Consider the following 20119-nt stretch of genomic DNA (forward strand, 5'->3'; position numbering starts at 1 on the left):
AGCTGCCGAGATGACCGCGTCGATGCCTCAGCTGCCGTTGCGGGACGAGTTGTTCCTGCTCGGCCACAATGACGACACCGGCCAGCCCCACATCCACCGCCAGGCCCTCGCCCTCGGCATGGCAGGCGCGGTCCTGACCGACCTCTTCCTGGCCGGGCGAATCGCGCTCGACGACCCGAACGACGACACCCGCCCGGCCGGCGACCCGAGGATCCGGCTCCGCCTCGACCGGCCCGTCGGTGACCTGGTCGCCGACGCCGCCATCGCCTCGGTCCGCTACGCCAACCCCGCCCCGACACTGCGGGGCTGGCTGACATGGTTCGCCGAGGACCTGTACGAACGCACCCGCGCCGGCCTGCACGCCGGCGGGATCCTGCACCGCACCAGCCGCCGCCGCCTCGGCGGACTCGCCCGCACCGACGTCTACCTCGCCACCGACACCAAATGGGCAGTCGTGGCCCGATCCAGGCTGCGGTATCTCGCCGCCGGCCGGGAGCCGCCGGACAACCACACCGCCGCCCTCGCCGGCCTCATCGCCGTCCTCGGCCTCGCCACCCACCTCTACCTCGACGACACCAACGCCGTCGCCGCCCAGCTGCGGGCGACCGCCGAGCAGCACTACCGGCCCGTACGCGACATCACCGCCGCGGTCGACGCCGCAGTCGGTGACCTCGCCACCGCCGCATACCGCTGACCCCTCCCACAGACTCCCGGAGCCATCGACCGTGATTCACCCACCTCACCCACCCTCGACGCCCACGGATCTGCCGGCCCACTGGCGTCGGCGGCCCGCCGTCAGGATCGCTGCCGCGCTGTGCGTGCTGGGCCTGCTCGCCGCTGCCGCCCTCGTGCCCGGATCGGCCGCCACGCACAACCCCGCACCGAAGGGCAGCCGCTGGCAGGTCACCTCGCCTGCCCGAACGAGCACCCCACCGTGTGAGATCCCCGCGCCACTGACCCCTGCCGAACTGCGCACCCTCGCCGCACGGACCTCGGCGACGCCACACACCGCCCTACCCGCACCGCGGCCAGCCGACCACGTGCTCCCCCAGGTCGCCGCCGAGGCGCACTGCGACGTCCCGGGACGGTTCTCGTTCATGCTGATACGGCAATGGGCCGCCGACACCCGCATCGACGCAGGACGCGCGACCAGCACCGTCGTGGTCTTCGAAGAGCGGCACTGGCGCGCCGACAACGCCTCCGGACGGGCCATCAGCCTGCGCCACCCGCCCGGCCCACAACCCACCACCGACGAGACCTACCAGCCGGGCACGCTCGACGGAACCATCGGCCCCATCGCCGTCGACTCCACCGGCCTCACCGGACAAATCAGCAGCATCTCGCCGCCGTTTCTCGGCGCACCGGCAGTCCTGCACGCCATCGCCGGCCTGACGTCGTGGCGCACACCCAACCGCGACGCCCGCACCGCGATCCTCACTCTGTTGAGCAACACCAACGGGCTCACCTACCACCCCGCCGTGCGAGACCGCGCCGGGCGCACCGGTGCCGGCGTCAGCGCCACCAGCGACGACGGCACCATCCGCAGCCTCCTCATCCTGCACCCCAGCACCGGCGAGGTCCTCGCCTACGAACGCGCCCATTTCACGCCATCACAGCGCGGCCACCCCCGCACCGGCGACGTCGAGGACTACCTGCTGTTCACCATCCACACCCGCACGAGCACCACCAACACGCCCTGACACCGCGCCGCCAATCACGCGGCAACCCCCATCCGCTTCCGACCTGTCAAGGGATCCTCATGAACGCCACTGCTCGCATCCGCGCCGCCCGCTGGGCCGACAAGGACAAGGTCGCCGCGCTCGTCGCCGACGCCCTGCACCCCGACCCGTTGGCCGCCTGGCTGGTGCCCGAGGCGACCCACCGACGCCGCATCCTCACCGAGGTGGCGGTGATCTGGGTGGAACACGCCATGTTCTACGGCGACACCCACGTCACCGACGACCTGAACGCCGCCGCAGTCGGCTTCCACCGCTACCGCAGCATCCCACCACCAGCGAACTACCGCAGCCGCCTCACCCACGCAGCCGGCAACCATGCTGAGCGGTTCGAGATCCTCGACGACCTGCTCAGCGCACGCCGGCCCACCGAACCGCACTACCACCTGGCATTCCTCGCGGTCGCGCCCGCCGCCCAGCGGCAAGGCATCGGCGCGGCGATGCTCGCCCACCACCGCGACAGACTCGACCGCATCGACCTGCCCTCTTGGACCGACACCACCTGCGCGCGCCAAGATCTCTACACCCGCTACGGCTACACCCCACAGGAAGCCATCCGGCTGCCCAACGGCCCGGCCGTCACCCCGATGCGCCGCACCCCTACGCCGGGCCCTCAACCCCTGGACTCCGTCAGCGCGGCAGGTCGCTCGCAGGCCAGAGGCCTAGGCGGTTGACCCGCGCGATGGCCGCACGAACTGAACCGTGGCCGATCCTGCGCCGTGTCACACATGACTTCGGACGAAACCGTGCCACCCCCGGACGACCGCGACGAGCCTCGCCGCCCGCCGCGATGCCATCGTGCTCGCTGATCCCAGAACTCACGCCCAGGACCTACAGCGCGAGCGTATTCGGTCATCTCCTCGTTCAGCGCCGTCTCCATGACCCTCTTGGTCAACTGCTTGACCAGCCGTCCGGGCCGGTCAGCGACAGCGGCCCCAGCTCGGCGGCGGCCTTCGCCTCAGCCAACGGCTCAGGCCGCTTCCTAGACCCCGGCTTCGCCGCACCCGCCGCCATATGGGACAACCTGGCCCGGGCCATGCCCGAACCAGTGGCAGGCCAGCGGGGAGATGGTTGTGCCTCGCGGAGCGACCGCTCCAAGCCGGTCGTTCGCAACGCGCCATCAAAGCCTTGGTCGGCCGCAGGCACTCGGGAGGCGATCTCCGGAGTGCCTGGTCACGCTGGCACTATCGTTGAATGACCACGCACGTGCTGACGGCAGAGCTTCCCCGACCGGAGGCGTTAGGCCACGCTGCATGGGCAGCGATTCAAGATCCGTTTCAACGACTTCGGTCGGCAGTAACCGCGAACGACCGCCCGCTGATAGTCGGCTCGGCCAAGGACCTCATCGAGGCAACCGCGCGCGTGGTGCTCGATGCTCGTGGGCGCCCCGCCGGAAGCGGCGAGGAGTACGACAAGGTGCTGGGCGATGCCCATCGCGCAATTGAGCACCAGGTCGGGCCCGGAGTCGCCGCCGATGCTGCGGTCCGCCAGGCGGCCACTGCAGCCCGCAAGCTTGCCGGGGTGTTGCGGGAGCTACGCAATACCTACGGTACTGGCCACGGCCGATCCGTCCTGCCGGTTCTTGAAGACGAGGTCTTGGAGACCTGCGTCGACGCCGCACTGCTGTGGACGCGGTGGGCATTGCGGCGCCTGCAACTGGTACTCCTCGGCTCATTGCAGCCGCTGATCGCCGACCTGGGCACCGCATCGTTCAGCATGGGATCTCTCGCAACGAGGCTCGCTGCGGCGGACCTGCCGCAGCTGGAGCCTGCCGACCAGCGCCAGCTGGGCGTGGCCGTGGGCCAGCGGGCGTCGCGCAACACCTTCACCGTACGCATCGACGGCGTCGAGGCATGCGCGCTGAGCCAGGACGCAGTCACTTGGCCCCTGGGATACCGCGAGGGAGTGGTCGAGGGCCTGTTCCTCGACCAGTTCGGGCAGGTGCACGTCGACGAACAAGCTCGCGCGCCGCGCCTGGCGGCCGAGATCCTCGCCCCCCATTCCGAACGGACCAGGATTCTGACCGAACTCGCTGAACGCATCTACCGGTCGGCCTGGTCCCAGGAGTTCCGCCTGATATGGCGGCAGGCCGTGGCGGAGATGCACCTGGCGCGGCGGCTGCTCGGCGACGCCACAGCAGAACGGGCGTGGACTGAGATCGCTGAGCACATCCAGCAGACTGGTGAGGCGTATGACGCACTCCAGCAGTAGCAGGACAATGCCGTCGGTCGCGCCCACGGCGCGCGCCGTGACGGCCAAGTAGGCCGTCAGGTTACTACCGACAGCTTCACCCGTCGTCACGGAATCAAGCCTGGGAGCATGGCTATGCGGACGTGTCAAACCGAGCGCTCGGGATTACTCCTCTGGCAAGGGCGTGTCACTAACGGCGCCACTCGCGCCCGCCTGCGCCGCTGCCGGTCATCGATCGCTCTTCGTCGCCCGTTCCGAGGCGGCGTCAGCAGGTCAGCGATTCGCGGCGAGCGGCGACGGCCACTAGCGGGTGGTACGCCCAGGCGCCGCGCTTGTCGCGCTCAAGCGAGCCGGCCTCGGTGAGAATTCAAAGATGACGACCCACGGCGGGCTAGGAGAGACGTGCCGTCCCTGGCGCATGAGCCTGTACACAGCCAGCACAACTGAGTCCCAGACCTGCTCGCTGATGTGCCCAGCCTTCGTCCAACGCCGCCCAACTATCCGAACAAGTTAAAGCAAAGAAGTGCTCCGTGGTGGAAGTCGGAGTCGCGGAGGCACCACGATGGACGGACGACTGTCAACGCCGGCTGAACTTTGACCCCTCTGTTCCGGCCGAATTTTGACCCCCTCGCTGGTTGTTGATGTTCAGTCGTTGGTCTTGGTGGCTGCGGGAACGCGGCCGAGGTCGCGGTCTTTAAGCCGGTAGCTGTCGCCCTTCATCGAGATGACCTCGGCGTGGTGGACGAGGCGGTCGATCATGGCTGCGGCGACGACGTCGTCGCCGAACACTTCGCCCCAGCGGCCGAAGGGCTTGTTGCTGGTGACGATCAGCGAGGCTCGTTCGTAGCGGTTGGAGACGAGCTGGAAGAACAGGTTCGCCGCTTCGGCTTCGAAGGGGATGTAGCCGACCTCGTCGACGATCAGCAGCGGGATCCGGCCGAGCTTCACGAGCTCGTCTTGCAGTCGGCCGGCGTGGTGGGCGTCGGCGAGGCGGGACACCCATTGGGCGGCGGTGGCGAATGCGACCCGGTGTCCGGCCTGGCAGGCCCGGATCCCCAGGCCGATGGACAGGTGGGTCTTGCCGGTGCCGGGCGGGCCCAGGAAGACGACGTTCTCCTTCGACGCCACGAAGTCGAGGGTGCCCAGGTGGGCGATCGTCTCCCGCTTCAGAGAGCGTTGGTGCTCGAAGTCGAACTCCTCCAGGCTCTTGCGGGCGGGGAACCTGGCTGCCCGGATACGTCCCTCGCCGCCGTGGGCTTCGCGGGCGGCGACTTCGCGTTGCAGGCAGGCGGCGAGGAACTCCTCGTGCGTCCATGACTCGGCCCGGGCCCGCTCCGCCAGGCGTTCGACGGAGGCAGCGAGGGACGGCGCCTTGAGGGCGCGGGTGAGGAACGCGATCTCCGAGGCGACGTTGCGGCTGGTCTTGGCGGCCATCACGCAGCCACCTCGACGTCCAGGCCGAACATGCGGTCGTAGTCGCTCAACGGCCGGCGTTCGACCTGGGCGTCGACCGCGGTCGTCGGCTTGTGTTGGGCAGCGACGCGCAGGTCGGCGGCGGCTTGCCGGTGGGCAGGGTCGGTGATGCTCTGATGGCTTGCCCAGCAGCGGTCATGTCGGGCCACGGGCCGGCCGTCGGAGACCACCGTCACGTGGTCGCAGTCGGCGGTGACCTCAACCCGCCTGCCGACCACGGATGGGTGCACCGAGTAGTCGTTGCCGTCCAAGCGGACGTAGTGATCGCGGGGCAGCCGGGTGGCCTGGCGCCAGCCGACCACCGGCGCGACCGGTGGCAGTGACAGCATCGCGGCCCGGTCGGCGTCCCACCGGTCCAGCGGGCGGCAGCCCAGCATCCGGTGTTGGCGGTTGTTCGCCCCCACCAGCCAGTCGGTGAGCTGGGTGTTGAAGTCGCCGGGCGAGGCGAAACGGCGTCCGGGCAGGAACGAGGTTTCCAGATAGCCATTGGCCCGCTCGACCAGGCCCTTGGCCTCCGGGTCCGCCGGTCGGCACTGAATCACCTTGATGCCGAGGGTGCCGCGGAAGGCGTTCATCGCCTCGGTCAGCTGCGGCCTGCCAGCCCGCCACTGCCCGACGGCGGACTCGTTGTCCCACACCAACGCCTTGGGCACCCGTCCCCAGCCGGAGATCAGCGTCCAGTGCCCGACCAGCAAGTCCGGTGACTGCCGGGTCGGGATCATCACCGCTGACAGCCACCGCGAATACCCGGACACCATCACCAGCACCGGCGGCCGGCCGACCTGCCCGAAGCCCAACGGCACGTCCGCCGGCGGGAACCACAGATCACACTGCGCCAACTCGCCCGGCAGATACTCCGTCCGCTGGGCCGGGTCCGGGCGGCGGAACAACGGCCGCAACTGCTGCACCCGATCGGCGAACACCGTCTTGCCGCGGGCCCACCCAACCCGCTCCATGATCACCGTCGTCGGCATGTCCGGGAACTCCGCCAACAACGCCCGGATCTGCGGCTCGACCGCGTCCACGATCGAGCCCTTCGCCGCCCGCTGATAGCGAGGCGGCTCATGACTGGCCAAGGCCTTACGCACCGTGTTCCGCGAGACCCCCAGCCGGCGACAGATGGCCTTGATCGCCATCCGCTCCGCCCGGTGCAACCGACGGATCTCCGCCCAGTCCTCCACGCTCAGCACCTCCCGATGCTTCCGGAAGGGGTCAAAATTCAGCCGGAACCACGGGGTCAGTTTTCAGGCGGAGCCGACAACGACTAGGCGGAATGCAGCCGGACCCACCGGGAGGGTGTTGTCGCCGGGTCGGGTGGCGTCGGTGGACCGCTGATAGGGACACGGCCACCCGTGTTGGGGTAGGTCTCTTCGTAACGTGGCTGCCGGCTGTCCGACGCCTGGATCAGCGACCCGGGGCCACGATGCGATGCGTGGAGGCGGTGTGGTGAACGACGGATTCGGCGTCCTCTTGGGCTGGGACGTCGGCAAAGAGGGTCACCACGCCGTCGGGTTGACGCCGGAGGGCAAGCGGCTGCACTACGCGGCGTTGCCAAACATCGAGACCCGGCTGCGGCAGCTGTTCGACAAACTCACCCGCCACGGCCGGGTCCTGGTCGTGGTCGACCAGCCCGGCCTCGATCGGTGCCCTGCCGGTCGCGGTGGCTAGGGCGTGCGGTCATCCGGTGGCCTACCTACCTGCCTGGCCTGGCGATGCGCCGGATCGCTGATTTTCACCCCGGTGCGGCGAAGACCGACGCCCGCGGAGATCCGATGACACCTTCGGAACTTCGGGCTGCACTCGGGCAACACTCGAACCAGCGGGCTACCGCTGCGGCGGTTCGACGTGCGATCTCGCAGCATCCATCGTTCCCTAGGTCCGCGGGCGAGCGCTACAGCATCGGGGCCCTACCGCAGGCTGACAATCGCGGCTGGGCGTCCGCCAGCGGGCTGTCACAGGTCGAGCTACTGTGACGGGCATTGCTCGGATGGCCGGCGTGTCGACGAGCCCAGTCCCGACTTGCTTCCCCCGATGCGATCACCACCACCTCTGCGCCATGCCGCCGGAACAGGTCGACGAACTCATAGGCAATACGCTGCGGCACATGGCACATGGCACATGGCACAGGACGCTGAGGATGACGCCGTCAGGCAATTCGGTGTCCCGCATGCTGTAGCTCTACATGTAGTAGGCGTAACGCGTGGCAATTCGAGCGTTGCTCGGAACATGCTTGAGGATCGAGCCGACCCTGTAGGCGGTGCGCAGAGTGAGCGGATCGCGTTCGTCGAGTTGGGCGTTGTTCCAGTTCATCTTGGATAGGGCGAGTATGTCGGCGCCGGTGGCCAGCAGATCGGTGTCTGGCGATGCTGACCGGATCAACAGCGGCTGCGGGACGTACATGCCGGGGTAGGTGCGGAAGTAGGGCACCGATCCGCGGGTGTACAGCAGCAGCGTGCGGGCATCCATCTGAACGGTGGTACCCCGCAGGGGTGGAAGTTGCCCGGCGCGGTATAAGTGTGGGGCACCGCGTCGCTGGATCCATAGCATGTCGACGTGGTCGATGTCGCGTTGATCGGCGGCTTCGTGGAAGCCATCGATTTCGCCGGGAGTGAAGTTCGATGTCTTATGCACGGCGATGCGCGCGGGCTGGTGGCCGTGGGTGCTGCGGTACTCGGCCAGCGCGTCGAGCAGCAGCCGGCGGGCGTCAGAGAGCGCCAGGTGGGGCTGCCGGTCGCTCTTGGAGATCTGCGCGGTGCCGCCGCGTACAACGACGCCGTCGCCGCGCTCGTTGAATACCTGGGCGACGGCAGTGTGGAGCTCTTGGCCGCTTTGGGTGCGGTAGAAGCTGACACCGACGTAGCAGGTGGCGAGGTCTGAGCTGTGGCGCTGCATGCGCCAGGGTGTCCCGCCGGCCTTGTAGTACAGGGCCGTGTGCAAGTTCCAGGCCCTGGTGGCTTCGTCCTGCAAGGCCCGGGCAGCCTGCCCGCCGGTCCTGGCGCGAACCCCGGTCCAGGTCTCTTTGCGCATCAGCTGCAGAGGCGACGGCAGCGTGAGTGCGGTGGCTTTGAGCAGATCATGAAAGTCGCCGCCGGCCTCACGCTCGTCCTGCTCATCCTCGTGTTCGGCTGCGCCTTTGACCGACGGCGGGTGGTTTTCCCTGTCGTTGAGCTCATCCGGACGGGCACAGATCACGACCCGGCAGCGCCCGGTCTCGACGAGCGATCGGGCGGCATCAGCGTAGATCTCGACCGCATCGGCGGTTGCGGACATGACGTCGGCGCGGGCCATGCGGCGCAGCTGGCGCTCAGGGATCTCGCGGACGAGGGAGTCATCGAAGATGAGCTCGGCGCCGAACTGCGCGTCGATGCTGAAACCGGGAAACGGTTGGTGGAGGTTCTTCTGCCCGGGCTTCGTGTCTTTGGCGTCAATTTGATTCTGACAGCGCTGCAACCAGCTCCGGATGCCATCGATGGCTTGGGCGGGGCCTACCAGGGCGACCGGGATGTGGTGCGGCGCGGCCGGGGAGTCGGCGTCGGCCGGGCCAAAGACGCTGATGCCGTAGCGCGGGTCGATATGCCGGTTTCCGGCGCGAAACTCCAGCTCCGGCTCGTGAAGCGCGTGCGCTCTCATCGTGGCAACTCCCACAGGCCCTTTATCAGCCCGTTCACGCTCGGCTTCGGGACCGGCTCCTGCGGAATCCACACCGTCTCGTCGATTGTGGCATCGCAGTCCAGCTCGAGGAGCTGGCCGAACCGGATGCGCTCGTCTCGGCGGCTGAACAGGGTGTCCTCGCCTTGCAGATAGTCGGCCCAGGCGCGCACGAGCTGGTAGACGGCGTTGTTGCGCTCCATGCGCTTGATCTTTTTGACATACTCGGCGTCGTACAGAGAGTCGCGCCAGCCGTCGATGGTGAAGTGGTAGGTGGGGTTAATCTCCAAGTACCACTGCTCACCCCAGCGGCGGAAGTACAAGCCGGCGGCGTAGTGACGACAAAAGCTAATCTTCGTTTCGTCGTCCTTCCCAAAATAGGGGGTGAAGAAGCTGCGCCCGCGGCTGCCCCGATAGCGGCCCTTGATCCTTCGGTTGGAGCGGTCGGGCGGCGCCTGCATGTAGACGACCTTCTTCTTGAGGTGCCAGACCAGCTCGGGGTGGTGCGCCGCTCGCAGGGTGAAGTTCAACAGAGACACAAAGCGGCGCTGCAGGTCGGGATCCTCGGTGCTCGCCCAGGTCTCGGTCGGGATGGAGGTCACCGGCCCGCCGCACAGGATGGCCAGCGGGCCCTCGTCCAGTCGGCACAGTGAGAAGATTCGCCCGGCGGCCAGGTGGAAGCCGCCCTCGAACTTGTTGCCGTTTGAGCGCATCCGCTCCCAGGCTTCGCCCCGGTCACGACACGGCGTCGACGCCTCGTAGACAAGTGGAGCGAACCCCTCGACAGTGAGCAGGTTCGAGACCAACCGCTCGCTGCCCTCTAGCCGCGGAAGTTGCTCCCCCACCGGCACGCCCAGGGCCGACATCTTGCTGAACGCGTCTGGATCGAACCGGTCTGCGGACTTATCGAACTGGACGACGCGGCGCGCCTTGCGCTCGGGGTCGGCGAACCAGGTGTCCACGCGCTTCCACCATGCCTGCTGGCTACGAAGGTCCACGCAGATCAGCACGACTGGTCTGCCCAGCCGACACCAGTAGTCGATGTGGTCGGACTTGCACGGGAACCTGAAGTGAGTTGGCGTCTCGCCCGGAAACCCAGCTTCCGTGGCCTTCACCTGGGCTAGAACGGCAACTCCGGTGACTTCCCGATCGGTGTCCACGAACTCGATCTGGCCGTCGATCGCGAAGTCGCGCCGGGTGTCGTTCCACACGTGGCCCGCGTCGGAGACGGCCTTGTCGACGAAAGCCTCGCCCCGGTATCCAGCCCGCTGCTGGACGCTACGCTTCGGCATCCGATCACGACCCCAGCGGTAGGGCGGTTGACTGTGCCGCAGCCCGGCCGGGTCTGACAGGCCGATGCCGCCGTACGCGCTTGTTCCACGCCATGCGCTGGTCCTTCGCTGTCAAGCTGTGGCTTGAATCAGCATAGGCAGGCCCACCGACAACTCCAGCAGGTGAGGCAGTGGCGTACGCATGCGTCAGACCCACGCCACTGTTCAGGTGCAGGGGTTCGGGGTTGGTTCGACCCGGGGCGCCCTCGTTGCCGACGAGCCGACCAGCCCACGGCGGCGGCTCGTCGGCAACGACCCGCCAATCCGAAGATGCCTGTCGGCAGCCACGCTGTCAGCGCAGCGGGTGCCCCGCACCTGCAATGAACGCCAATGAGACCATGATCGGTTGCCGCAGTATCACGACACGAGTCAACCGCACCGTTAGTCGAGAATATCCATAGAGGGTAGGCCGTCTACGATTTTCATGGTTTCCAAGCTGACGGTCACAATCCGCTTGAGCAAATCGACCACATAGCGAGGATCGTCGGCCCAATCGTTCGGGTCGTTGACAATGCCTGAATCCTTGTCAGTCTTGACCTGGTACCGCTCGATAATCCACTCGATGGCCGAACGGGCACCGAGCTCGTAGCGGTACGCCTCCTCCGGGATGTTGCTGAGAGTTATTCGGTGATTGTAGAGGATCGTCGATCGATCCACCACGCCCTTGGTCCTGGCGAACTTCATCTTGCTCACTCGGTACAGCTGGCCGAGTGGAGTTGTAGACACGTCCCCCGCAGCCGTCTCGACGATGCCGGGATACGGCTCCGCCAGCTCGTAGCCGATGTGCAAATCGGCGAGCTTTCGTCCACCCTCGGCGAAGCCGTGAAAATCGGCGACCATCGGGATGCGGGGCAGGGATTTCTTCAGGTCCGCCGCGAACTGTTCCCGATACTCAGGCGAATGCAGTAGCCCATAGGTGTAGTAGAAGATGTCATCCTTTGTGATCTTCGAATCACCGTGAACCTTCCGATATTCATTCAGAGCGGAGTCAGTGATGTTATCCAGGCGTTCATATCGAGCCGATTGCCCAAAAGCGGTGAAAAGATCGCCATCAGTATCTATTTCACGGTAGACGTAGCGCGGGAAGAACTGCCCTCCACTGCCTGCGCCCGTAACATGAAGATCGGGCAGAGCGTCGGTCATGAGAACCGAGAACGGAACGGCCGACCCGCTTCCGACGTTGTAAAAGCCAAGATTCTTGTGTTCTGGCGTCGGAAACAGCGTCGGCAACTGGTAAGTTCTTTGATTCAGACGCTGGTTGAAGTATATCCACTGCTTAGAGAATGGGCGGTAAATCGCCGCTCGGACGGAAGCTGGATCGAAGGCGTAGCGATCACCCTTGTGGATCCTGCCTCTGTCTGCCTCGTTCCAGCTGATCTTCCTCGCGTCAAGATCGATAATGGCGTCGACGTGCGCCGGCGTTAGGTTCTTCATGCCCGACGCATCGCGATACTCTGCGAACTTATTCACTTGTTGGTTGTAAAACTCGACCATCAACTGGATGTTGTCCCGAAGCTTGCGCTCCGAGAAGTTGTAGACCCAGGGATCCCGCCCGCTTTTGATGCCACTTGAGTAGGTGCCGAAGACCGAACTGGCGCGAAGCGCTTTGTCTTTTTGGCCAATTAGACGGAACGTTGCAAAACGTTCGTCCCGTTGGTTGATCCAGTCGCCGGCCGCGTTCGGTGCCAACCCTGTCCACTCGACCGTCTCAAGGCTCTGCGAACTAACGATGCGGAGCTTGTCTTCGCGGCTAAGGTATTCTCCGATGTCCCGGTAGTGCAGCTTACACTCACCAGCGCGTGCACCTTCTTTACCGCCCTTGATTAAAATAAGAATGGCAACGGTGTTCCTGCTGCCGGATCCGAAGATCTTGCCACCTTCGCGGCGAGATAGCTCGCCGGCGGTGCGCTGGTTACCTCGAAGGTTGTAGCAGTATATGGTATCGAATTCGGCGACCAACGATTTTCGTAGGCCATCCGCAGTGTTTCCGTCGATGTAGCCACCATTGGACACGAAGGCCACGATTCCCTCGTCGTCGATGCGATCAGAGGCCCAACGAATGGCTCTGATGTAGGAGTCGTAGAGGGAATTTTTATTCGTGGCTGTCGAGAGGGCGGCGTACGTCTGCTTGATGCGCCCGTCAAGAACCTCGTACTTCAAGTTCTGATTGTTGTCGTTCTGACTGTCCTGCCCGACTGAGTAGGGAGGGTTACCAACGACGACGGTGAGCTTTTGCTTCTGTTGCTTCTTGGCGCGTTCGCTGTTGCCTTCGAGGACGTCGAGTCCATCCAACTTGGCCGTGCCCTCGGCGAGCTGAAAGGTGTCCGTCAGCACGATGCCCTCGAAGGGCCGGTAGTCGCCGCCGACCAGGTCGTGGAACGCGGCCTCGATGTTGATGGCGGCGATGTAGTAGGCGAGTAGCACGATCTCGTTGGCGTGCAGTTCGCTCATGTATTTGCGGAGCAAATCTTTTGGTTTGATGTAGCCGGACTGAAGGAGGCGGACTGGGAAGGTGCCGGTGCCGACGAACGGGTCGATGATCTGGACGCCTTCGTCCGACAGTGAGCGACCGAAGTGCTTGTTTAACGCCTGCTCGCTTGTGCGGATGATGAAGTCGACGACCTCGACGGGGGTGTAGACGATGCCGAGCGCGTCGGCGGTCTTCGGCAGGGCGGTCTTGAAGAACTTGTCGTACAGCTCGACGATGACCCACTGGCGGCCCTCGTGGTTGTCGATGCCCTCGGCGCGCACCCGCACCGACTGATAGAACTCGTCGAGCTTCTTACTCTCGGCACCGATCCCCTGATCGTCGAGGATGTTGAGCATGCGCTGCATGGCCTTGGAGACCGGGTTGTGTTCGGCGAATCCGTAGTCCTTGAACAACGCGTCGAAGACCGGCTTGGTGACGATGTGCTGAGCCAGCATGTCGATGGCGTCGGTCTCGTTGACGCCGGGGTTGATGTTGAGGCGTAGCTCGCTGAGGAACTCCTCGAAGGCGCTGCGCTTCTCAGGTAGCGTCAGGGCGGCCTTGATCCGGGTGACGTGACGTTCGGCGATCTGGGCGATGTCGCGGGCCCAGTCCTCCCAGTACTGCCGCTGGCCGACCTTGTCGACGATGCGGGCGTAGATTGCCTCTCGCCAGTCGGTGACGGAGAAGAGTGCCTCCTGGACGTGCTTGGCGCTCTGGGCTTCCTTTGCCTTCGCGGCCTCGGCACTGTCGGCTGTGCTCGATCCGTCGCGGTCACCGATCGACTCGTCGTTCGGGCCGATGTTTCCGATGCCGATCTTGTTGTCGGGCTTGTTCTTGTTGAGCTCGATCTGGTTGACGGTGGCGTTGAAGCGGTCGTCGTGGGCGCGCAGCGCCTGCAGGACCTGCCACACCGTCTTGAAGCGCTGGTTGTCGGCGAGCGCCTTTTCCGGGGCCATGCCGGCGGGGATGGCGACCGGCAGGATGATGTAGCCGTAATTTTTGCCGGGAGCGAGGCGCATGACCCTCCCGACGGACTGGACGACGTCCACCACCGAGTTGCGGGGGTGGAGGAAGAGGACGGCGTCCAGGCTTGGTACGTCCACGCCCTCGGACAGGCAGCGGGCGTTGGACAGGATGCGGGCGTTGGCCGGGCCGGGGTCCTGCTTCAGCCAGTCGAGCAGCTTGTTGCGCCGCAGCGTGTTGAAGGTGCCGTCGACGTGCTCGACCTCGCAGCGCAGCACCTCGTCGTCGGCGTCGTCGTAGGCGTCGACCACCTCGGTGAAACGCTTGGCGATCGCCGTGGAGTCGGCGATGGAGCGGGCGAACGCTACGGCCCGTTTCATCGGTGCCTCGCCCTCGGTGAACCCGGAGCCGTCGGCGAACGTGCCGGTGCGCTTCGCCATCGCATTCCAGCAGCCGATGATCTTCGCAGCGTCGTCGAGCCTCAGCTCGGAGTCGCCGCCGGCGAGGCCTTGCTGCAGCGTCTTGGCGACCCTGCCCTCGTCCACGGTGAGGATGAGAACCTTGTAATCGGTGAGCAGACCCTGCTCGACGGCTTTTCCGAAGCCCAGCCGGTGGAATTCAGGGCCGTAGGTCGTCTCGTCGTCCATCGACGCCAGCAACGCGTCCGAGTTCCTCGCCTCGGACTTGGTGTCCTCGTTGTAGATCCGCGGGGTGGCGGTCATGTAGAGGCGGCGGTCGCCGCCGAGGTACGTGTCGTCGTGGACCCGGACGAACGAGGACTCGTCATGGCCGGCCAGCGTGACACCGGTTGTGCGGTGGGCTTCGTCGCACAGGATCAGGTCGAAGCGGGACAGCCCCTCGCGTTGAGCCGCCGCCACGGTTCCAATGGATTGGTAGGTGGAGAAGACCACGGTCAGCCCTGGCTCAGCCTCAACCCTGGCCATCTGTTCAATCAGGCGGTCGGGGTCGGTGGTGGCGGGCAGCGCCAGGTCGTAGGTGGCCATGTCGTTGTCGTCGCCGGTGGCGGCCCGCTGCTTGCCGACCTTGGTGTCCGAGCACACCGCGAACGCGCGCAGCGTCACCTCGGACTCGTATGACCATTCCCGGAGGCTTTGCGAGAGCAATGCGATGGAGGGAACCAGGAAGAGCACGGTGGTGTGCTCTGACTCTCCAGCGACCGCGCGCTCGCGCTGCAGCCGTTCGGCGATCTTCAGGCTGGTGAACGTCTTGCCGGTCCCGCACGCCATGATCAGCTTACCGCGATCGTGTGCGGCGAAGCGGGCGAAGACGTCGTCGATGGCCTCGCGCTGATGCTTGAGCGGTGACTTCTTGGCCCGAAGGGTCATTTCGACGCGGCGGTTGACGGTGGGCATGTGCCACTGCACGGGGCTTTGCGCGATCTCGTCGAGTCCGATCCGCGTGACAGGAACCTGCTGATCGGCTAGCGCTGCCTCAGCGTGGACGTTCCACTTGTCGGTCGTCGAGATGATCAGGCGGCGGGTGAAGCCACCCTTGCCGGAGGCGGTGAAGAAGGAGTCGATGTCCGCCTTCTCAACGGTGTGCTTCGGCTCGTAGAACTTGCACTGGATGGCGCAGTAGCCACCCGTCTCGCGGTCCTGCGCGACCAGGTCGATGCCGACATCCCGCTTGTCGTGCTCCGTTCCAGGCCAGTCGGCCCACATCCACACCCGGCTGAACTGCTCGGTCCACTGCGGGTCGGTGCTCAGGTACTGGAGCATCAACTCTTCGAAGCCGATACCACGATCACGATTACTCAACGAGTTTTCGCGGATCGCCTTGATGACGTCATGCACGGTCGTGGTCGTCGTCACTGCGCTTCGAGTCCCGTCACAGATGCCGGCAAGCCACCACTCGCCGGAGATGTCAGCCGGAGGTACGCGACTCTACCGTTACCGACCGCTCCTGTGGATTCCGCAGCTCCGACGGGCTCTTGGACAGCAGCCGACAGAAGCGGCATTCAGGCCCCGACGGTCAGGACGCGCAGGACTGTCTCCCCGGCGGGAAGCCGGCGCAGCCAGCCGGTCCGGCAAGGTCATAGGCGAGCTGGTAGGAGGCCGCGTTGAGGCAATGGCGAATCAGGGATCACCATTCTCGGTCATCCGCTGGCAGGGGCGGGCGGCCTTGCGGCAGCGGCGCGCCAGTCGGCGATCGTCTCGGTGACGTCGCCGAACAGCACGCCCGGCTGGATAGACATGCCGGGACTAACCAGCGTGTCGAGCAGCGTCGCTCCGGTGTGCGCGCCGATGACGGCGATCTCGACGACGCGCACCACTTCTTCTAGCGGGTGCCGGGACGCGCTGCCTTGCGCATGAGGGCGTTGATGGCCAACGCCCTCATGCGCGACACATCCCGCGCACCACCTTGGCGTTTTGGCCTCCCGAGGTACGTGGGGGCTCCGCCGTTCGAGCTGCTGTGACCAACGACCCCTACGTCCTCCTCACGCACGTGGGGGCACTCCGGCCAGCTGCCGGCACTGCAGTCGCTTCGGACCGCAGGAGAAGTGTCCAAGCTGGTCGCGGGTGGAGTTCACCAACAATCGACCCGAGTGAGCGGGCGCCGACGAGCGCTCACCGAGGACTGTAGGGGATGCCAGGCGACCATAGGGCGGGAGCGCCATGCTCCCAATCTGCTCCCAATGTAAGCCGCACATACGGCGAAGCCCGTTACCGATGACTCCGGTAACGGGCTTCTGACCTGCAGAAACTGAGAGTGGGCGATGCTGGTATCGAACCAGCGACCTCTTCGGTGTGAACGAAGCGCTCTCAAGCAAGCCGTTTCAGGAGCATCAGGCGAGCGCGTGCTGGGGTGCCTGTTCGTACCTGCAGCGGTTTGTGCCAGGGTGCGGGCGGGCTCATCGCGTTCTCCCCACCACCGCAGAGGTTGACGGGGTGCCAGGCCAGCACGGACAGGCTGATGTGCCGCTACGAGCAGCTCGGCACCAGTATGGTTGCCGACGTCATAGGGGCTGTCCCCACGGTTCGTCTTCGTGGGCCAGGTCGGCCGACGGATTCTAGGGCTTTAGAGGTCGTCGGGCCACCAGTGCGGATTAAGGCTCCTGCCGTGCCCGCGAGGGCAGGTTCCGTAGCCAGTGCTGGAGACTTTCCAGTGGTGGTAGCAGAACGGGGCGTCGCATTGACCGCAGAATCCGGCGTCGTCGTAGAAGCCTGCGCCGGTAACGGCGGCGTACCGGTACGGCTGGGTGAAGGCATCAGCGATCCGATCCGCACGCGCCAGGTCCACTGGCTGGCCGGAACCGTTGCCCGCCTCGATCCCAGAGAACAGCAGCCACCACTGCTGGCCTCCGTCGCGCTGCCGGGCGGCGTTGTAGGCGTCGCGCTGCGCCGGTGACCAGCGCGGCCAGTCTGCGGGCAGGGTACCGGGTGCGACGAGTTCGATGTGTGTTGCCGGTCGTCCACACACCGCGCACGGTGGTTCTGCTACGAAGGCCTCGGGCATGACTCATCTTCTCCTATCTATTAGTTGAGGATGAAACGCCTTGGACGAGCAGGCGTTGATGTCGGCGGCGGGACGGGATTGTGCCGCCGCCGACATCGCCGTCTACTGACAGTCTTGGGGTTTGGGTTGGTGGCTGCTGAGCATGCGTACGGTGGTGCTCAGCTTGATCGGCGCATCGTCGGGGCCCCTGAGGAAGGGGTGGATGTAGACGGGGCGGCGCAGCGCTCGGCCGGGGCCGTGGGCTTGGTTACGCCAGTGGCCGGAGACCCAGAACCGGCTGGTCTGGGAGCGCTCTTGGCTGCCTGGCGTCGGTTGCCCGTCTGAGCCTGTGGTGGTGCGGTGGCCGTGGATGCGCACGACGCGCACCTCGGGTACGGGTTTGTTGGTGCGGGCGTAGGTCTTGGCGACGGCTCTGTCGACTCGTGCCGTGGTGACGTCTGCGGTTTGCTGGGCGATTAGCAGCCACGTCGCGACCAGTGCTGCCGCCGGATGGTCACCGGGTATCAGGTGCTGTTCGGGGAGGTGGGTTGCGCTCGTCGGTGCGAGCCAGCCGACCTGTTCGCGTAGCCGTTGCAGCGGTTTGCCGTGCAGTCCGGCGCCGATGGTGCGGTAGAGGACTACTGTCCGGCCGTGGGGGGTGTCGGTCCAGGATGCGGCGGTGAGTTGCCGGTGTGTCACTGGCCGGGGCCAGATGAGTATTCCGTCGGTCGAGGGGATGAGGTCGCGGCTGATGCGTACGTCGGGCAGCTGTCCTGCGGCGTGTTCAGCCAGGTCGGTGAAGTCGTTGTCGATCCAGTAGAGGTGTGATCGTTCGAGGCCGGTGGCTATGTGCTGGCGTGTGTCGGTGATTCCGAGCGGCGCGGGTAGGTTGTCGGTGCCTCGGTAGAAGCGGGTGAGCCGGTCGCGGACTTTGGGCAGCTCTGCGGCGGGGATGGTGGTTGCCGGCCAGGTGGTCGTCGTGATGAGCGTGCGGCCGGGGAGTCGGGCGTTGAGGAATGCGAGGTGAAGTTCCTCGATTCGCTGTCGGGCCTGTGGGTGGTGGGTGAGGCCGAGTTCCCGTACCGCGCGGTCGATGACCTTGTCGCTGCGACCCTCGTCGATGTGGGTTTGGCAGGCCGCGCATGCTGCCCAGGAGTCGCCGAAGTCTTGGACCAGCCCTGCGGTAGGGCCGATGGCAATGGCGGTCACCTCGCCGCCGTGCAGCGTCCAGATGGGGTATGGGTCGCCGCAGAAGTCGCAGTTTCGGCGCACGGTGTCGAGCTGGCTGACCGGGACGGGCGCTGGTTCGTGGCCGTCGGTGGCGAGGTGGGTCGGGTGCACGTAGGTGGGTGGCATGCCGAGGGTGTTCAGCGGGGAGAGGCAGGTCTGGCAGGCCATCTCTTCGTGCGGGGCGGTCATGCCGTGGCCTCGCCGGCCGGCTGGTGCCGGTCGCGCAGGCGCGGTCCGCGACGGTGCTGCACGGGCGGCATGGTCATGCCTGGTTGGTAGATCGCGTGGCGGTTCCGGCCGGTTCGTTTGGCGTGGTACATGGCGATGTCGGCGCGGTGCAGGGCTACCTCGGTGAAGGGATCGCTGGTGTCGACGAGTGCCAGGCCAACGCTGGCGGTGATGGTGACCGTGGCGGGGTTGCTGTTTGCGGGAAGCGCGATGGGCTGGGTGACGATGGTGGCGATGGTGTCGCCGATGCGGCCCAGGTCGTCGGTGCGGGCCGGCAGGAGTGCGGCGTATTCGTCGCCGGCGAGCCGCGCGGCGGCGCCTCCGTGAAGAGCGGCGATGTCGGTGATGCGGTCGGCGACTTCGATGAGGAGGTCGTCTCCCCGGCCGTGGCCGTGGGTGTCGTTGACGCGTTTGAAGCCGTCGAGGTCGATCAGGGCGACGATCAACGGCCGTGCGGGGCCGGTTTCGGCGAGGGTCGCGTGTGCGGCTTGCAGGCCGGCGCGGTTGAGCGTGCCGGTGAGCGGGTCGTGGAGCAGCGACCAGGTGGCGTGGGCGAGTTGGGTGCGGAGGCTGCGGATCGTCGGCCAGGCGGTGAGCCTGCCCAGGGCGAGCGCCACCACCGAGGTGGCGATCATGATCAGTGGTAGGGACACTGGGTTCCTCCTTTGCAGGAGAACCCGGGACGCGATCGTTTCGTAGGCGCCGCGTCCCGGGTCCTGATACGACGACGGCCCGCCTTAGGCGGGCCGGGTGTGCGAGGTCGTGCCGCTCAGGGCCACGGCATCGGTGATGACGACGACCTCACCGAGGAGGCGTCATCGGGGTGGTTCAGTCAGCAGTGCTCGTGATGGCGTGCCTGCGAGTTGGTTGCCGCCGTTGGCGCGCCATGCGACGTCGAGCAACCGGGAGTTGGTGTCAACGGCGCACCGGGTGCGCGGCCTGGTCGGCGCGGAGTCTGGCGGGTAGGTCGGCTGGTATCTCGGCGTAGGGCGCGACGGCTACAAGCACCTCAGCCGGGTCGCGAATTATCTCGATCCGGCCGAGGTGGATAGTGTCGGGCTGCTGATTAGGTTCGGTGACCGGGTCCCAGGTGAAATCGACGACGGTCGCGAAGTAGGTGCGGTGGGGGTTCCAGCCGACCTGGATGGTGTACCGCTCGAACCCGGGCTTGGGTGTGAGGGTGTACAGGCTCATCAGTGCCTTTCCTGGGGTTGCTGCCCATGCCCCGTGCGCCCTGCGTCCGGAGCAGGTCCTGCTGCGGTGGGGCCGCTGGTCTGGGTGGATGTGCCGGGCTGCGGGATGCGTCGTCGTGGCTCACTCCCCCGTCGTGGCCGACGCTGTCGGGCAGCGGCTGGAACTGGTCCACGACAGCCGCGGAGGGAGCAGCGTGTGTC

General features: G+C 66.1%; 14 protein-coding genes, 1 tRNA gene and 2 pseudogenes. 5 read left to right on the top strand and 12 right to left on the bottom strand.

Annotation, left to right across the window (positions count from 1 at the left end; genetic code table 11):
* The first annotated feature begins 10 nt into the window (after positions 1–10).
* The 4 genes from O7617_RS00305 (at position 11) to O7617_RS00320 (ending at position 3947) form a co-directional block, all read left to right on the top strand.
* Positions 11–694: a GPP34 family phosphoprotein gene (locus tag O7617_RS00305; RefSeq protein WP_282260712.1), complete on the top strand. Its 684-nt coding sequence runs from the start codon at positions 11–13 to the stop codon at positions 692–694.
* 31 nt (positions 695–725) lie between these two features.
* Positions 726–1700 (top strand): hypothetical protein, encoded by a 975-nt coding sequence (locus O7617_RS00310; RefSeq protein WP_282260713.1) that lies wholly within the window; start codon positions 726–728, stop codon positions 1698–1700.
* Positions 1701–1759: 59 nt separating this feature from the next.
* Positions 1760–2410, top strand: coding sequence for a GNAT family N-acetyltransferase (locus O7617_RS00315; RefSeq protein ID WP_282260715.1), 651 nt, complete (start codon positions 1760–1762; stop codon positions 2408–2410).
* 520 nt (positions 2411–2930) lie between these two features.
* Positions 2931–3947 (top strand): abortive infection family protein, encoded by a 1017-nt coding sequence (locus tag O7617_RS00320; RefSeq protein ID WP_282260716.1) that lies wholly within the window; start codon positions 2931–2933, stop codon positions 3945–3947.
* Between the two features lie 233 nt (positions 3948–4180).
* Here O7617_RS00320 and O7617_RS00325 read toward each other — a convergent pair.
* The 3 genes and pseudogenes from O7617_RS00325 to istA all read right to left on the bottom strand — a co-directional run.
* Positions 4181–4326: pseudogene (locus O7617_RS00325) on the bottom strand (transcriptional regulator); the annotation flags it as partial.
* Between the two features lie 245 nt (positions 4327–4571).
* Entirely contained in the window at positions 4572–5360 is a 789-nt protein-coding gene (gene istB, locus O7617_RS00330; RefSeq protein WP_013730719.1) for an IS21-like element helper ATPase IstB, read from the bottom strand.
* Entirely contained in the window at positions 5360–6589 is a 1230-nt protein-coding gene (gene istA / locus O7617_RS00335; protein WP_282258131.1) for an IS21 family transposase, read from the bottom strand. The genes istB and istA overlap by 1 nt, the downstream gene beginning before the upstream one ends.
* A 238-nt stretch (positions 6590–6827) precedes the next feature.
* On the opposite strand from istA, the pseudogene O7617_RS00340 reads away from it, so the two are divergent.
* A pseudogene (locus tag O7617_RS00340) lies at positions 6828–7162 on the top strand (transposase); the annotation flags it as partial.
* 415 nt (positions 7163–7577) lie between these two features.
* Here the strand turns inward: O7617_RS00340 and O7617_RS00345 are convergent.
* The 9 genes from O7617_RS00345 to O7617_RS00385 all read right to left on the bottom strand — a co-directional run bounded on the left by O7617_RS00345 (position 7578) and on the right by O7617_RS00385 (position 19919).
* Positions 7578–9029, bottom strand: a complete 1452-nt coding sequence (locus tag O7617_RS00345; protein WP_282260717.1) for a hypothetical protein — start codon at positions 9027–9029, stop codon at positions 7578–7580.
* Positions 9026–10339, bottom strand: a complete 1314-nt coding sequence (locus O7617_RS00350; RefSeq protein ID WP_282260718.1) for a DUF4365 domain-containing protein — start codon at positions 10337–10339, stop codon at positions 9026–9028. The genes O7617_RS00345 and O7617_RS00350 overlap by 4 nt, the downstream gene beginning before the upstream one ends.
* A 420-nt stretch (positions 10340–10759) precedes the next feature.
* Positions 10760–15643, bottom strand: coding sequence for a DEAD/DEAH box helicase (locus tag O7617_RS00355; protein ID WP_282260719.1), 4884 nt, complete (start codon positions 15641–15643; stop codon positions 10760–10762).
* 284 nt (positions 15644–15927) lie between these two features.
* Positions 15928–16101, bottom strand: a complete 174-nt coding sequence (locus O7617_RS00360; protein ID WP_282260720.1) for a hypothetical protein — start codon at positions 16099–16101, stop codon at positions 15928–15930.
* Between the two features lie 441 nt (positions 16102–16542).
* A tRNA-Val gene (locus O7617_RS00365) sits at positions 16543–16620 on the bottom strand.
* A gap of 230 nt (positions 16621–16850) precedes the next feature.
* Positions 16851–17288, bottom strand: a complete 438-nt coding sequence (locus O7617_RS00370; protein ID WP_282260721.1) for a hypothetical protein — start codon at positions 17286–17288, stop codon at positions 16851–16853.
* 102 nt (positions 17289–17390) lie between these two features.
* A complete protein-coding gene (locus O7617_RS00375; protein ID WP_282260722.1) occupies positions 17391–18686 on the bottom strand; it encodes a hypothetical protein in 1296 nt (431 codons plus the stop codon).
* The gene (locus tag O7617_RS00380; protein ID WP_282260723.1) at positions 18683–19342 is read right to left on the bottom strand and encodes a GGDEF domain-containing protein; all 660 of its coding nucleotides are present in this window, start codon (positions 19340–19342) and stop codon (positions 18683–18685) included. The genes O7617_RS00375 and O7617_RS00380 overlap by 4 nt, the downstream gene beginning before the upstream one ends.
* A gap of 298 nt (positions 19343–19640) precedes the next feature.
* The gene (locus O7617_RS00385; RefSeq protein WP_282260724.1) at positions 19641–19919 is read right to left on the bottom strand and encodes a hypothetical protein; all 279 of its coding nucleotides are present in this window, start codon (positions 19917–19919) and stop codon (positions 19641–19643) included.
* Positions 19920–20119 lie beyond the last annotated feature (200 nt).

The organism is Micromonospora sp. WMMD1155 (assembly GCF_029581275.1).
Lineage (GTDB): Bacteria > Actinomycetota > Actinomycetes > Mycobacteriales > Micromonosporaceae > Micromonospora.